Genomic DNA, 13,921 nt, shown 5'->3' on the forward strand with positions numbered 1-13,921 from the left:
CTAGGCGTCAATCAAGCGCTGAGTCGGGACGAATCGAGCTAAAGCGCTATTGAATTCGGGCAGTGGGACGGCCTAATGATTGGCAAAAGCTTCAAGCGTGCAAAAACGCTAGTTGAACCGGAAGTCAAAGGCTTTGACTCCTTTGATATGAAGCTTGGCGATGCCATGCGCGGTGAACGTGCGACCCTCGGTAAATCGCTTCTCGACGTCCAACGCGAGCTCAAGATCAAGGCCTCGTATATTGCCGCGATCGAAAACGCCGATCCCGATGCCTTTGATACGCCCGGTTTCATTGCGGGTTATGTGCGGTCCTATGCGCGCTATCTCAACATGGACCCCGATCGCGCTTTCGAACAGTTTTGCCGCGAGAGCGGATTCAGCACGGCGCACGGGATGTCCGCCGCAGCCTCGTCGCGTCGCCCTGCAAAGGCCGCGATCGACCCCAATGCACCGCGTGATATTTTCTCGTCGTCGCAGACGCCCTTTATCCCCGCCAGTGAAGCTTTCCTGTCGCGGATCGAGCCGGGTGCAGTCGGATCGGTTATGGTGCTTGTCGCTCTGATCTGTGGCCTTGGCTATGGCGGCTGGACCGTTCTTCAAGAAGTGCAGCGCGTGCAATTCGCACCCGTCGAGAATGCGCCGATTGTGGTCTCGGATATTGATCCGCTGGCAGGTGCCGCGGCTGCAACCGATGCGGATGCTTCGGTCGAGCAGGTCGCAACCTTCCAGGCTCCGAGCACCGAAGAGCTTGATCGTCTTTACCGTCCGCAAGCGCTTGATGTGCCTGTGATGGTGGCCCGCGATGCACCGATTTCGACGCTCAACCCTGCGTCGGTCGGCACGCTTGCGCCCACCGCCGATGTCGAGAGCGCATATGAAGTTGCCGAGCTTGTGGCCCAATCCGTTGCCGACTCTGTCGCGGCCCAATCCGAAGTGCAGGTTCTTGAAACCGCTGCTCCCGGACTCCAGATGGTCGCTGTGCGTCCCGCATGGGTGCGCGTGCGCGGCGCCGATGGCTCTGTTCTCTTTGAAGGCATCATGAACGCGGGCGACACTTATGCCGTGCCGATGCTCGAAGAAGCACCGACCCTGCGTGTGGGCGAATCCGGTGCCGTTTATTTCGCGATCAACGGCACGCACTATGGCCCTGCGGGTGCAACGGGCACTGTGACGTCGAACCTTCCGCTTTCGGTGGACAGCCTGACCCAGACCTATGCGGTTGCCGACATCACGGCGGACAACGATCTTGCCAAGGTCGTGAACGTCGCGCAAGCCGACACGCAATAAGCTGCAAAGCCATCCTTTCGTAACGGCCCGTGCATTTCGTGATGCGCGGGCCGTTGCCGTTTTCGGGCAGGAGCCTTAGGTAGGGGTGAAACTGGCCAAAGAGGTTTGCAATGTCGCATAATCCCGTTCGTCCCTGGCGCAACATCGAGCGCCGCAAATCGCGTCAGATCATGGTCGGGAATGTGCCTGTCGGCGGGGATGCACCGATTTCGGTGCAGACAATGACCAACACCCTCACCACCGACGTGAAAGGGACCATTGCCCAAGTGCTTGCCGCGGCAGAGGCGGGAGCGGATATCGTGCGGGTTTCGGTCCCCGACGAGGCGTCGAGCCGCGCGCTCAAAGAGATTGTTGCCGAAAGCCCCGTTCCGATCGTGGCCGATATCCATTTCCACTATAAGCGCGGGATCGAAGCGGCAGAGGCGGGCGCGGCCTGTCTTCGGATCAATCCGGGCAACATCGGCGACGAAAGCCGCGTGCGCGAGGTGATCAAAGCGGCGCGCGATCATAACTGTTCCATCCGCATCGGGGTGAACGCAGGGTCGCTTGAAAAGCATCTCTTGGAAAAATACGGCGAGCCGTGCCCCGAAGCGATGGTGGAAAGCGGGCTAGAGCATATCCGCATTCTTCAGGATAACGATTTTCACGAGTTCAAGATTTCGGTCAAAGCCTCCGACGTGTTCCTTGCCGCTGCTGCCTATCAGGCGCTTGCGGATGCAACCGATGCGCCGATCCATCTCGGGATCACCGAGGCGGGCGGGCTCATGTCGGGCACGATCAAATCGGCCATCGGGCTTGGCAATCTTCTGTGGTCGGGGATCGGTGACACCATCCGTGTGAGCCTTTCGGCTGATCCTGTAGAAGAGGTCAAGGTCGGCTACGAGATCCTCAAATCGCTGGGGCTGCGCCATCGCGGGGTCAACATCATTTCCTGCCCCTCCTGCGCGCGTCAAGGCTTTGACGTGATCAAGACGGTCGAGGCGCTTGAACAACGGCTTGCCCATATCAAGACACCGATGAGCCTTTCGATCATCGGCTGCGTGGTCAACGGACCGGGCGAAGCGCTGATGACCGATGTCGGCTTTACGGGCGGTGGCGCGGGGTCGGGGATGGTCTATCTTGCGGGCAAGCAGAGCCACAAGCTCGACAATGCCCGCATGGTCGATCACATCGTCGAACAGGTCGAGAAAAAGGCCGCCGAAATCGAGGCGGCCCAATCCGAATAAACCAAAGTTCAAAGGGGGCTTGGCCCCCTTTTTTCAACCGTCTTGACGGGCTTTGGTGACGATCTCTTCCATTGCGGAGAGCGGGACATAGCCGCGCAGCACCTCGTTGCCGATGATGAACGTCGGAGTGCCCGTGACCTGCATCCGCTGGCCGAGGAGTGCGGTTTCGCGGATTTCGCGGGTGACGTCATCGCTCTCCATTTTCGCAATGATTTCATTGGCATCAAGCGCAAAACTCTCGGCCAGACGGACGAGGGCTTCGGGCGTGATGTCGGTTTTCATCGTCATCAGCGTGTCGTGAAGGTCCTTGTAGACCTCGGTGCCGTGAAGGTTCTTGACCGCAATGGCAAAGCGCGCAGCCAGAACGGATTGATCTCCGAGGATCGGATATTCCTTGACGATAAAGCGGATGTTGCCGTCGGCATTGATCAGCTCTTCGACTTCGGGGAAGGCCTTTTTGCAATAGCCGCAGCGGTAGTCCATGAATTCGACGATGGTGATGTCGCCATCGGGGTTGCCGCCCACAAAGGAGAAGCCGTCCTCGTAAAGCGCCTCGGCATTGTCGACGAGCATTTGCTGATCGCCTGCCGCCGCCATCTCGGCCTGACGCTGTTCGAGCACGCCGATGGCTTCCATGAGGACTTCGGGATTGTCGAGCAGATAGGCGCGCACTTCCGAGCGGAACGCCGCGCGTTCGTCATCACTCATGGACGAAAGGTCCAGAGCGGCGAGAGGCGAGGCAAGGGCAAAGGCAGCTGCGAAGGCGAGGGGCTTTAACATAAGAACTCCGTGATTGGTCGGATGAAGTCACCACATACAGGTGGCAAGAGCAAGAGGGCGCCTTACACAAAGGTGCATTGACGAAGCGGTTCCTAACAAGGCAAACACGAGGCGAAACCTAAAGGACAGGCGATGCGGAACTCAAGACGCGGTGAGGTTGATCCCTTTATTGTGATGGACGTGATGGAAGCGGCGCGCAAAGCCGAAAGTGCGGGCCGTCACATCATCCATATGGAAGTCGGGCAACCTGGCACGGGCGCACCGAAAGAGGCGCTCGACCGTCTTGCCGCCGATATGGCCAAGGGGCCTTTGGGCTATACCGTCGCGCTTGGTCTGCCCGAGTTGCGCGCGCGCATCGCCCGCCATTACGGCGAGTGGTATAACGTCGATCTTGATCCTGCGCGGGTGATCGTCACGTCGGGGGCATCGGGCGGGTTTATCCTCGGGTTCACTTCGCTCTTTGATACGGGCGACCGCGTGGGTCTCGGGGCGCCGTGCTATCCTTCGTATCGGCAGATACTGAAGTCCTTCGATCTCGAGGCCGTTGCGATGCCTACGACACTTGCCGCGCGGTTCCAGCCCGTGCCCGAGGATGTCGCGGCCTTTGATCTTCAGGGGCTTATCGTTGCTTCGCCCGCCAATCCGACGGGAACGATGCTTGGAACGGGCGAACTCTCGGCGCTGGCCGAGGCTTGCGCTTTGCAGAATGCCGCCTTTGTCTCGGACGAGATTTACCACGGGATCGACTATGACACCCGCCCCGTGAGCGCACTCGAGGTGACGGACGAGGTCTATGTCATCAACTCTTTCTCCAAGTATTTCTCGATGACGGGCTGGCGCGTGGGCTGGATGGTCGTGCCCGAAGATCACGTGCGCCGCGTCGAGCGGATCGCCCAGAACCAGTTCATCTGTTCGAGCCATGCCTCGCAGCTCTTGGCGCTCTATGCGATGGACTGTGATCCTGAACTCAAGGCCAATCTCGACGTCTATCGCGCCAACCGTGATCTGATGCTCCAAGGTTTGCCCAAAGCGGGATTTACGAAGATTGCGCCGCCTGACGGGGCCTTTTACGTCTATGCCGACGTGAGCGAGTTTACCGACGACAGCCTTGGCTTTGCGGCGGAAATTCTTGAAAAAGCGGGGGTTGCCGTCACGCCCGGTCTGGATTTCGATCCTGTGGAAGGGGGGCGCTGGCTCCGGTTTTCCTATGCGCGCAGCACGGCCGACATCGCCGAGGGCCTTGCGCGGCTCGAGCGCTTTATGTTGGAGCGCAGCGCATGAAGGGCCTGATCCTCGCACTTGCGCTCTTGGCGTCGCCTCTTGCAGCGCAGGACTTTACCGCTCTGGCGCGCATCGATGCGGCAGCGAGCCGGATTTCGGACAAGACACGGGGCGTGGCGATCGATCTTTTCCTCTCGCAACCTGTGCCGTTCCGCGTCTTTACGCTCACCGAGCCGATGCGACTTGTGATCGATTTCCGCGAGGTGGATTGGCGTGGTGTCGGGGCAGATACCCTCCTCCAAGGGCAAAAGGTGCGCGATGTGCGCTTTGGCACCCTTCGCCCCGGATGGTCGCGGATGGTGGCCGATCTTGCCGAGCCTCTGGCGGTCAAACTTGCCAGTATGACCGTGTCCGAGGTGGACGGCACCGCCAAACTCAGCCTTGAACTTGAACGCGTCGACGAGGCGACCTTTGCGGAGAAAAGCGGCGCGCCCGTCGATCCCGATTGGGAGCTGATAGCCGCTGATCCGACACTTGGTCCTGCGCCCAAGCCTGACTTTGGCGATACGGTGGTTGTCATCGATCCGGGGCATGGGGGCATTGATCCCGGTGCGGAGAGGGGAGCGAGCAAAGAGGCCGATCTGATGCTTGCTCTTGCGCAAGAGGTTGCCCAAACCCTTGAACGGATTGATGGATTTCAAGCTGTGCTGACCCGTTCGAGCGACATTTTCGTTCCCCTCGAAGAGCGGATGACCATTGCGCGGGCGGCGGGGGCGGATGTGTTTATCTCGCTTCATGCCGATGCCTTGGAAGAGGGCGGCGCGAGCGGGGCCTCTGTCTATACGCTCAGCCCATCAGCAGCGGACGAGGCATCGCAGCGGATGGCCGAGCGGCACGAGCGCGGCGATCTTCTGGCGGGGGTCGATCTTGCGGGGCAGGACGACCGGATCGCGACCGCCTTGATGGATCTGGTGCGGCTCGAAACCATGCCCCAAAGCGAGAGCCTTGCGCTGGAAATCGTCGAAGCCTTTGACGAAATAGGCGCACCGCTCAATTCGCGGCCCCGTCGCACGGCCGAGTTGGCGGTTCTCAATGCCGCCGATTTCCCTTCGGTGCTTGTCGAAGTCGGCTTTCTGTCGGACGTAGGGGACCGCGAGCGGCTTTCGAGCGCGATCGGACGCGCGCCGATTGTTGCGGGACTTGTCGTTGCGGTTCAGCGTTGGCAGGCGGAATGGGCGGCAAACAAGACGCTGCTACGGCAATAAGGCACGATCACGCCGATTTTTCCAATCTCGGTTTTGACGAAACGCGGCCTACAACTTATAAGCGGCGCACATTCTATCGGGGGCAAGCGCGTGCTGCGTTTCATTTTATCGTTCTTCGGAACAATTTTTTCTATGATCACGCTTGGCATCGGTCTGGCCGCGCTTTCGCTTGGCGCTATTTTCTATATGTATGGCAAGGACTTGCCGAGCTACGAGGTGCTCTCGCAGTATCGTCCCAAGACGATCAGCCGCATCTATTCGGGCGAAGGTCAGATCATCGACGAATTCGCCACCGAGCGGCGCGTCTTTACCCCTGCGGAAGAGATTCCCGATATCGTCAAGCAGGCGTTTATTTCCGCCGAAGACAAGAACTTCTATACCCACCCCGGTTATGACGTGCGTGGGATGGCTGCGGCCTTTATCGATGCGGTCAAATCGCGCGGGGCCGATCTTCGCGGGGCGTCGACCATCACGCAGCAGGTGATGAAGAACTTCCTTCTCGACGGATCGCGTTCCGCCGAACGCAAGATCAAGGAACTCATCCTTGCCGCGCGTATTGAAAAGGCGATGGATAAAGAGCGCATTCTCGAACTTTATCTCAACGAGATCGATCTTGGTGTGCGCAGCTTCGGTGTCACGGCCGCCGCGCAGTCCTATTTCAACAAGCCGCTGAGCCAGCTTTCGCCCGCCGAGGCGGCCTTTCTCGCTGTGCATCCCAAAGCGCCCTACAGCTATCATCCCGTCAAGAACCGCGAAGCCGCGCTCGAGCGCCGTAATTTCATTCTTCGCGAGATGTTCGAGAATGGGTATCTGACCGACGCTGAATATGAAGAGGCGCGCAACGATCCCTTGCGCACGGTGCAGAACGGTGATTTCCCGAGCTATCAAAGCTCGCGACAATCGCGCGACTATTTCACCGAAGAGGTCCGCCGTCAGGTGACGCAGCTCTTCGGTCTCACTCAGGAACAGTTCTCGTCCGAAGGTTACGCAATCCGTGCCACCGTCGATGCCGAGCTTCAGGTCGTGGCCGCCCATGCGCTGCAACGCCAGCTTGAGGATTTTGACCGATCCTTGGGCAAATGGCGCGGAACAAGCGAAAAGATCGCGGAAGAGAACCTCGGGTCCGAAGACGCATGGCGTGCTGCGCTCTCCGCGCTTTCGGTCCCGCGTGACATCACGCTCGATGGTCAGTGGTATCCTGCGGTCGTGCTCGGTGTCGAAGAACAGCGCCTTGTGATCGGGATCGAAGGTGTCGAGGCGACAGAAAGCGAACCGTTCGAGGTGCCGCGCGACGATATCAAATGGATGTCGGGTGACTTCTTCGACAATTTCGAACGTGGCGATGTGGTGCTAGTGCGCCGCGTCACCTCGGACGGGGCCTTCGTGCGCTGGTCCTTGCGTCAGGTGCCCGAAGTGCAGGGCGGCTTTATGGCGATGGACGTGAACACGGGCCGTGTTCTTGCGATGCAGGGGGGCTTTTCCTATCAGGAATCCAACTTCAACCGCGCGACCCAAGCGATGCGCCAACCCGGTTCGTCCTTCAAGCCCTTCGTCTATGCCGCAGCGCTGGACAGCGGCTATTCCCCCGCAACGATCATCGTCGACGCGCCGATCGAAGTGAACACGCCCCAAGGTCTGTGGCGTCCGCAGAACTCGTCGGAAAAGTTCTATGGCCCTACGCCTCTGCGCACGGGGATCGAGCAATCGCGGAACCTCATGACGATCCGACTGGCTCAGGAAGTGGGCATGGACGTGGTGGGCGCCTATGCCGAGCGCTTCGACATTTATGAAAAGATGAACCCCTTCCTCTCGAACTCGCTCGGGGCGCAAGAGACGACACTCTATCGTGTTGTGGCTGCCTATGCGATGTTCGCCAACGGGGGCGAGCGGGTAGAGCCGACCTTGGTCGACCGCGTTCAGGACCGTTCGGGCAAAACCATTTACCGCCACGATCAGCGCGCCTGTGTCGATTGTTCCTTGGCCAGCCTGCCTGCGGGCGAAGCGCCCGAGATCCAGACGAACCGTGACCGGATCATGAACGCCGTCACCGCCTACCAGCTGACCTCGATGATGCGCGGCGTGGTCGAGCGCGGCACGGCAAGCGGAGCGATCAACCTTCCTGTGCCGATTGCAGGCAAGACGGGGACCACGAACGATGCCAAGGACGTCTGGTTCGTCGGCTTCTCGTCGAACATCGTCGCGGGCTGTTACATCGGGTATGATAACCCTCGCAGCCTTGGCCGCGGTGCCTTTGGGGCGTCGGTCTGTGGCCCTGTGTTCCAGGACTTCATGGAAGTGGCCGTCGACAAGTTCGGTGGCGGAGCCTTCAAGGTGCCCGAGGACTGTCAGTTCATCAAAATCGACCGCTACACGGGCGGCCGTCTTCCTGATGATGCAAGCGGCGACAACGTGATTGCGGAATGTTTCCGTGCGGGCGAAGAGCCTGTCTTCGGGATCATGTTCGACGGTGGTTTTGCGATGTCGGCCGACCTTCCTCTCTTTGACGAAGTGCCGAGCGCCGCCAAGCAAGTCACCACATCGACCGGTGAGACGGCGACCGTCGGCCCCAATGCGTCGTTCGGAACCCTCTCTTCGGGCGGTCTTTACTGACCCACCCCTTGCTGTTTGGGGTCTTGCCGACTAAGACCCCACAAACACTCCGGCGCGCTTTGGCGCCGGACCAGATGATCAAGACCGGAAAGTCCCATGCGCGCCGAAATTCTCAACGTTGTTTCCGCCATCGAAAAATCGCTCAAGCTCTTGGTCCAGCGTCTGGATTGGGAAACGGCTGAATACCGGCTCGAGGAATTCAACGCCCGTGTCGAGGACCCGAGCCTCTGGGATGATCCGGAAGCCGCGCAAAAGCTGATGCGCGAGCGTCAGATGCTGGTCGATGCGATCGACGGGTTCAAGGCGATCAAGCAAGAGCTGGCCGACAACATCGAGCTTATCGAGCTTGGCGAGATGGAAGACGACGCGGATGTCGTCAAAGACGCCGAAGCCGCTCTCAAGGAGCTCAAGGCCAAGGCCGCCCAGAAAGAGATCGAAGCGCTTCTTGATGGGGAAGCCGACGGCAACGATACCTTCCTCGAAATCAACTCGGGCGCGGGCGGCACGGAAAGCTGTGACTGGGCGTCGATCCTTGCGCGGATGTATGTCCGCTGGGCCGAGAAAAAGGGCTATAAGGTCGAGCTTCAGTCCGAAAGCGCGGGCGAAGAAGCGGGGATCAAATCCGCCGCCTACAAGATCAGCGGTCCCAACGCCTATGGTTGGCTCAAGTCGGAAAGCGGCGTGCATCGCCTTGTGCGCATCTCGCCTTATGACTCTGCTGCGCGCCGTCACACGTCGTTCTCGTCGGTTTGGGTTTACCCCGTGGTCGACGACAACATCGAGATCGAGATCAAGCCGAACGACATCCGTATCGACACCTATCGTTCCTCGGGTGCGGGCGGTCAGCACGTGAACACGACCGACTCGGCCGTGCGGATCACCCACCTTCCGACGGGGATCGTGACGACCTCCTCGGAAAAGTCGCAGCACCAGAACCGTGACATCGCGATGAAGGCTCTCAAATCGCGCCTTTACCAGATGGAGCTTGATAAGCGGAACGCGGCGATCAACGAAGCCCACGAAGCCAAGGGCGAAGCAGGCTGGGGCAACCAGATCCGCTCCTATGTGCTCCAGCCCTATCAGATGGTCAAAGATCTTCGCACCGGTCACGAGACATCGGACACCCAAGGGGTTCTTGACGGGGATCTCGACGGGTTCATGGCGGCGACACTCGCACTTCAGGTTTCGGGCAAATCCCGCGCCGACGCCAACGCGGAAGACTGATCCAAAGGCCCCCATGCGGGGCCTTTTGCTTTTGCGCCCTCGGTCAAATATTCCAAAAATGTTTTGCGTTCAGACCTCTTTGGATTAGCCTGATTTCAAATTCAGGGAGTCCGTTTATGTCCGCAACCGTTGATGCACCGCCCCCCTCACAGATGCCCTTGGTCGGAGACTTGACGCTTGGCGATATCATCGCCTCGCTCAAAGCGGGGATCTATGATTTCCGCCGCGCGCCTCTCTTCGGGCTGTTCTTTTCTGCGGTTTATGTGGTGATCGGTTTTATGCTCATCACGCTCGGGGCAGGGCATGTGAGCTGGGTGCTTGTGACCTCGCTTGGGTTTCCGCTGGCTGCGCCGTTCGCGGCGGTGGGGCTTTACGAAGTGAGCCGCAGGCTAGAGGCAGGCAAGCCGCTGGTCTGGCGCGATGTGCTGGGCGTCGTCTGGCAGGAGCGCACGCGGCAAGTGCCGTGGCTTGGCGCTGTGATCGTGATCTATTTCCTGTTCTGGACGTTTCTTGCCCATATGATCTTTGCCGTCTTTATGGGGCTTGCCGTGATGACCAGCGTTTCGACTAGCCTTGATGTGTTTCTGACCACGCGGGGGCTGAGCATGATTGCGGTCGAGCTTGGCATCGGGGCGATATTGGCCTTTCTTCTCTTTTCGCTCACGGTGGTGAGTATCCCGCTCGTTCTCGAGAAAGAGATCGATTTTGTGAGCGCAATGCTGTTGTCGCTCCGCACGGTTGCTTCCAATCTTTGGATCATGCTCGTCTGGGCGGCGATCATCGCGGTGATGAGTCTGATCGCGCTTGCGCCGTATTTTCTGGGGCTGATGGTTGTTTTGCCGATCTTTGGTCATGCCACGTGGCATCTCTATCGGCGGGCGCTTTACGACCCCGTCTAGGGGCGGCAGCTTCCGAAAATGAAAAAGGCGCCTCTTGGGGCGCCTTTTCTTTGACTGTCGGTGTGGGCTTATTCCGCCGAGGGTGCGGCAGGCTTCTTGGCCGCGCCGGTGGTGTCGAGGGGGTTGTCCTGACGCTGGACAGAGCCTTCGAAATGGGCACCCGATTCAATCGCGATGGTCTTGTGGATGATGTCGCCTTCGACACGGGCGGTCGAGGTCAGACGGACCTTGAGACCACGCACGCGGCCGATGATGCGGCCGTTGATGACGACGTCGTCGGCAACCACTTCGCCCTTGATCGTGGCGGTTTCACCGATGGTGAGAAGGTGGGCGCGGATGTCGCCGTCCACTTGGCCTTCGACCTGGATATCGCCGGTGGTCTTGAGGTTGCCCTTGACGTGAAGGTCAGCCGAGAGAACCGACGCAGGCGGCTTTGCCTTGGGCGCAGATGCCTTGAATTCGCTCGAAGCAGCAGGAGCGGCAGCCGGTGTCACCGGAGTGTTGGTTTCGGTGGCCTTGGGGCCAGGCTCGTTGATTTTGCTCTTAGAAAACATCTTGTCCAGCTCTTATATAGATCATCGGGTTCACAGCTTTGCCGCCAACGCGGACCTCGTAGTGAAGGTGGGGTCCGGTCGAACGTCCAGAGTTCCCCATATCACCAATTCGGTCCCCGCGCGAGACCCTTTGGCCCACGTTGACGCGAATTGCGTTCAAATGTCCGTAACGTGTTTCGATTCCGAACTCGTGTTGGATCTTGACCAAGCGGCCATAGCCCGAGGACCAGCCTGCATGGGTGACGACGCCGTCGGCGGTCGAATAGATCGGTGTGCCGACGGGACCGGCGAAATCGGTGCCTGCGTGTAGACGGCCCCAGCGGGTGCCGAAGCCCGAGGTCAGGCGATAGTTGCTTTTGACGGGCATCGCAAACGGCGCGCGCTCGGCGGCGATACGGTAGAGGTTGATACGGTCCAGATTGCCGAGGATGTTGTTGGCACGCAGGGCATCCGCATCGGGTTCGGCGCCGCGCGTCGAGAACTGGATCGGCATCAAGGGGCCGCCCGTGCCCGAATAGCCGCGCCGCACCTGATCGAGAATTTGCTCGGGGTCCATGCCTGCGGCTTTGAACATCTTGTCGAGCGGTTCGACCGAGACGAGCATCGCCTCTTCGAGTTGGCGGAAAATCTCGTCGTTGCGCTCTTGGAGGAGGCGCAATTCAAGCTGCATTTCGGCGGCTTGGTCGATGGCGGATTGGGCATCGGTCTTGATCTGGTCGCGCTCGGCGGCGGTCTGGGCCAGCGCTTCGGTCAGCATGTCGACCGTTCCCGTCATCTCCGAGCTTGCAAAGGCGATGGCACCGCCATCGGCATTGCCTTCGATCCGATCACGCAGCGCCGCAAGATCCTCTTTGATCCCTTCGCGTTCGTTCATCGTGCGGCGGAGCGTGGCCTGAATGACTTCGATCCCCGTTTCGAGTTCGCGGCGGCGATCTTCAGAGGCGAGAAGCTCCGACTGCATGAGAGAGATTTGCTGGAGCGCTTTGGTGAAACGTTCCTGCGCGGCCACGGCCTCTTCGGCGCGGATGTCACGCTCGGAAGAGAGCGCATTCAGGCGCTGTTCGTAAATATACTGATCGCGCTGTGCTTGGGCACGGAAGTTCCCCGACCCGATCGAGTCCATCAAGAGTATCGCGGTCGCGATGATCGTCCACGCCACCAAAAGCGTGCCGCCCGTCCAGATGACAAGCTGCGTTTCGGGCTTGAGACGGATGAATCGCGTCTCGGTATCCGATCTTAGGAAAAGCCGTTTTTCAGGAAAGCGACGTTCGAGCGCCGCATGCACTTTCTGGAGTAGTCGAGAACGCACGTCCCAATCCCTGTCTTGTCCCATCCGAAGGCTGTCCCCACAGCCACTCGAAGGTTGTTAACGGGCATAGATTCGCGTGGCAACAAATTTGCGCAGAAATGAGCGCTCATAGGCATTTATGTGCCGAAGTGAGCAGAAATCTGCTTAGAGGCGCTCTTTGATTGGGGTTTCTTCCGCAAGTGGCCAATAGAAATCTGGCGGAATACCCGCTTCGGCCCGTTTTTCTTCGTTGAAGGGCGGTTTCAGTGCGCCGTGGAAGTGCTTGCGGACAAGGCTATGGAACACCTCTTTGGGGTCGAGATCATGGCGACCGCAAAGGAAATGGAACCATTTGGAGCCATAGGCGACGTGATGGACCTCTTCGGCGTAGATGACTTTGAGCGCTTCGACCGATTCCGTGTCGCCCGCTTTTTCAAAGATCCCGATCATCCCGGGTGTCACATCAAGGCCGCGAGCCTCGAGCACCATGGGCACGACGGCAAGACGGCCCAAAAGATCGTCAACCGTGTCTTCGGCGGCGCGCCACATCCCCGCATGGGCGGGCATTGCGCCGTAATAGCTCCCCAATGCTTCAAGTCTGTCGCAGACGAGATTGAAATGCTTGGATTCTTCGTTTGCGGATTTGACCCAGTCATCAAAGAATCCGAGCGGAAGTCTGGTGTCCGAAAAGCGCGCGATGATATCCCAATGCAGATCGACGGCGTTCAATTCGATATGCGCCACCGCATGAAGAAGCGCGAGCCGCCCTTGGGGCGTTCCGGGACGGCGGCGCGGCACGTCGCGCGGTGCAAGGAGTTCGGGCTTGTCAGGGCGGGCGGGCCTGAGCGGAGGCGATGCCGTGCCGACTTCGATCGGCGCGGCGCCCCCGGCTCTGGATGCAAACCAGAGCGCGGCATAGCGATGAGACAGCGCGGTCTTTTCCCGTCCGTCCGCCGTGGTCAGAACCTCGGTCGCCATTTGCGCAAGTGTTTTCATCTTTGGCCCCTTTGCGGTTTTGCGGCCGTATCTGCCGCAAAACCGCTGGGTTTGTCAAAACGCAGGATCAGAGCGCTTTGGCGGCGGCAAGGACCTCCTCGGCATGACCCTTGACCGAGACCTTGGGCCAAGTGGCAGCAATGGTGCCGTCCTCGGCAATAAGGAAGGTCGCGCGGGTGATCCCTTCGTAGGTTTTGCCATACATCTGCTTTTCACCCCAAGCGCCGTAGCGCTCGCAGGTATCGCTGTTTTCATCCGATGCAAGGATGAGATCGAGTTCTTGCTTGGCGATGAAATTGTCGTGCTTTTTCACGCTGTCTTTGGAAATACCGATCACCTTGCAGCCCGCAGCGGCGAATTCGGACTTGAGCGCGGTAAAGTCCTTGGCTTCGGTGGTGCAGCCGGGTGTGTTGTCCTTTGGATAGAAATAGACAACCACCTTTTGGCCTTTGAGAGCGGACAGGGTGACCGTCTCGCCGCCATTGGTCGGAAGGGTGAATTCAGGGGCCATATCGCCTTGGTTCGGCATAGCATTGCTCATGGGTGCAGGTTCCCTTCTTGATTGTGTTGT

12 protein-coding genes are annotated in these 13,921 nt (G+C 59.5%); 7 read left to right on the forward strand and 5 right to left on the reverse strand.

Features of this window, described 5'->3' with window-relative positions:
- Positions 1–75 precede the first annotated feature (75 nt).
- Both QQG91_RS04985 and ispG read left to right on the forward strand, forming a co-directional pair.
- Positions 76–1,287: a helix-turn-helix domain-containing protein gene (locus QQG91_RS04985; RefSeq protein ID WP_285771871.1), complete on the forward strand. Its 1,212-nt coding sequence runs from the start codon at positions 76–78 to the stop codon at positions 1,285–1,287.
- A 110-nt stretch (positions 1,288–1,397) separates the two neighbouring features.
- Positions 1,398–2,513, forward strand: a complete 1,116-nt coding sequence (gene ispG, locus QQG91_RS04990; protein ID WP_285771872.1) for a flavodoxin-dependent (E)-4-hydroxy-3-methylbut-2-enyl-diphosphate synthase — start codon at positions 1,398–1,400, stop codon at positions 2,511–2,513.
- Between the two features lie 33 nt (positions 2,514–2,546).
- Here ispG and QQG91_RS04995 read toward each other — a convergent pair whose 3' ends face one another.
- Positions 2,547–3,293 carry a DsbA family protein gene (locus tag QQG91_RS04995; RefSeq protein WP_285771873.1) on the reverse strand — a complete coding sequence of 249 codons (747 nt, stop codon included), beginning with the start codon at positions 3,291–3,293 and terminating at the stop codon, positions 2,547–2,549.
- A gap of 132 nt (positions 3,294–3,425) precedes the next feature.
- On the opposite strand from QQG91_RS04995, the gene QQG91_RS05000 reads away from it, so the two are divergent.
- The 5 genes from QQG91_RS05000 to QQG91_RS05020 all read left to right on the forward strand — a co-directional run bounded on the left by QQG91_RS05000 (position 3,426) and on the right by QQG91_RS05020 (position 10,512).
- The gene (locus tag QQG91_RS05000) at positions 3,426–4,574 is read left to right on the forward strand and encodes a pyridoxal phosphate-dependent aminotransferase (RefSeq protein WP_285771874.1); all 1,149 of its coding nucleotides are present in this window, start codon (positions 3,426–3,428) and stop codon (positions 4,572–4,574) included.
- Positions 4,571–5,779 (forward strand): N-acetylmuramoyl-L-alanine amidase, encoded by a 1,209-nt coding sequence (locus QQG91_RS05005; protein ID WP_285771875.1) that lies wholly within the window; start codon positions 4,571–4,573, stop codon positions 5,777–5,779. Before QQG91_RS05000 ends, QQG91_RS05005 begins: the two co-directional genes overlap by 4 nt.
- Positions 5,780–5,869: 90 nt before the next feature.
- On the forward strand, positions 5,870–8,389 hold the full coding sequence (locus QQG91_RS05010; protein ID WP_352232122.1) for a penicillin-binding protein 1A: 2,520 nt from the start codon (positions 5,870–5,872) through the stop codon (positions 8,387–8,389).
- A 96-nt stretch (positions 8,390–8,485) separates the two neighbouring features.
- A complete protein-coding gene (gene prfB / locus QQG91_RS05015) occupies positions 8,486–9,613 on the forward strand; it encodes a peptide chain release factor 2 (RefSeq protein WP_285771877.1) in 1,128 nt (375 codons plus the stop codon).
- A gap of 116 nt (positions 9,614–9,729) precedes the next feature.
- Entirely contained in the window at positions 9,730–10,512 is a 783-nt protein-coding gene (locus tag QQG91_RS05020) for a DUF2189 domain-containing protein (protein ID WP_285771878.1), read from the forward strand.
- 68 nt (positions 10,513–10,580) lie between these two features.
- Here QQG91_RS05020 and QQG91_RS05025 read toward each other — a convergent pair whose 3' ends face one another.
- The 4 genes from QQG91_RS05025 to bcp form a co-directional block, all read right to left on the reverse strand.
- Positions 10,581–11,066, reverse strand: a complete 486-nt coding sequence (locus QQG91_RS05025; protein ID WP_285771879.1) for a bactofilin family protein — start codon at positions 11,064–11,066, stop codon at positions 10,581–10,583.
- Complete coding sequence (locus QQG91_RS05030; protein ID WP_285771880.1) at positions 11,056–12,375, reverse strand: M23 family metallopeptidase; 1,320 nt, start codon at positions 12,373–12,375, stop codon at positions 11,056–11,058. The genes QQG91_RS05025 and QQG91_RS05030 overlap by 11 nt, the downstream gene beginning before the upstream one ends.
- A gap of 144 nt (positions 12,376–12,519) precedes the next feature.
- A complete protein-coding gene (locus tag QQG91_RS05035) occupies positions 12,520–13,350 on the reverse strand; it encodes a ferritin-like domain-containing protein (protein WP_285771881.1) in 831 nt (276 codons plus the stop codon).
- Positions 13,351–13,417: 67 nt separating this feature from the next.
- Positions 13,418–13,891: a thioredoxin-dependent thiol peroxidase gene (bcp, locus tag QQG91_RS05040; RefSeq protein WP_502881586.1), complete on the reverse strand. Its 474-nt coding sequence runs from the start codon at positions 13,889–13,891 to the stop codon at positions 13,418–13,420.
- Positions 13,892–13,921: the final 30 nt, after the last annotated feature.

It is taken from the genome of Marivivens sp. LCG002 (assembly GCF_030264275.1).
In the GTDB taxonomy this organism is placed as follows: Bacteria; Pseudomonadota; Alphaproteobacteria; order Rhodobacterales; family Rhodobacteraceae; genus Marivivens.

Excerpts from the sequence above, each read along its gene's own strand:
- QQG91_RS05035 (WP_285771881.1), bottom strand. The coding sequence starts at position 13,350 with ATGAAAACACTTGCGCAAATGGCGACCGAGGTTCTGACCACGGCGGAC.
- QQG91_RS04995 (WP_285771873.1), bottom strand. The coding sequence starts at position 3,293 with ATGTTAAAGCCCCTCGCCTTCGCAGCTGCCTTTGCCCTTGCCTCGCCT.
- QQG91_RS05000 (WP_285771874.1), top strand. The coding sequence starts at position 3,426 with ATGCGGAACTCAAGACGCGGTGAGGTTGATCCCTTTATTGTGATGGAC.
- QQG91_RS05005 (WP_285771875.1), top strand. The coding sequence starts at position 4,571 with ATGAAGGGCCTGATCCTCGCACTTGCGCTCTTGGCGTCGCCTCTTGCA.
- QQG91_RS05020 (WP_285771878.1), top strand. The coding sequence starts at position 9,730 with ATGTCCGCAACCGTTGATGCACCGCCCCCCTCACAGATGCCCTTGGTC.
- prfB (WP_285771877.1), top strand. The coding sequence starts at position 8,486 with ATGCGCGCCGAAATTCTCAACGTTGTTTCCGCCATCGAAAAATCGCTC.
- QQG91_RS05025 (WP_285771879.1), bottom strand. The coding sequence starts at position 11,066 with ATGTTTTCTAAGAGCAAAATCAACGAGCCTGGCCCCAAGGCCACCGAA.
- QQG91_RS04985 (WP_285771871.1), top strand. The coding sequence starts at position 76 with ATGATTGGCAAAAGCTTCAAGCGTGCAAAAACGCTAGTTGAACCGGAA.
- bcp (WP_502881586.1), bottom strand. The coding sequence starts at position 13,891 with ATGAGCAATGCTATGCCGAACCAAGGCGATATGGCCCCTGAATTCACC.
- ispG (WP_285771872.1), top strand. The coding sequence starts at position 1,398 with ATGTCGCATAATCCCGTTCGTCCCTGGCGCAACATCGAGCGCCGCAAA.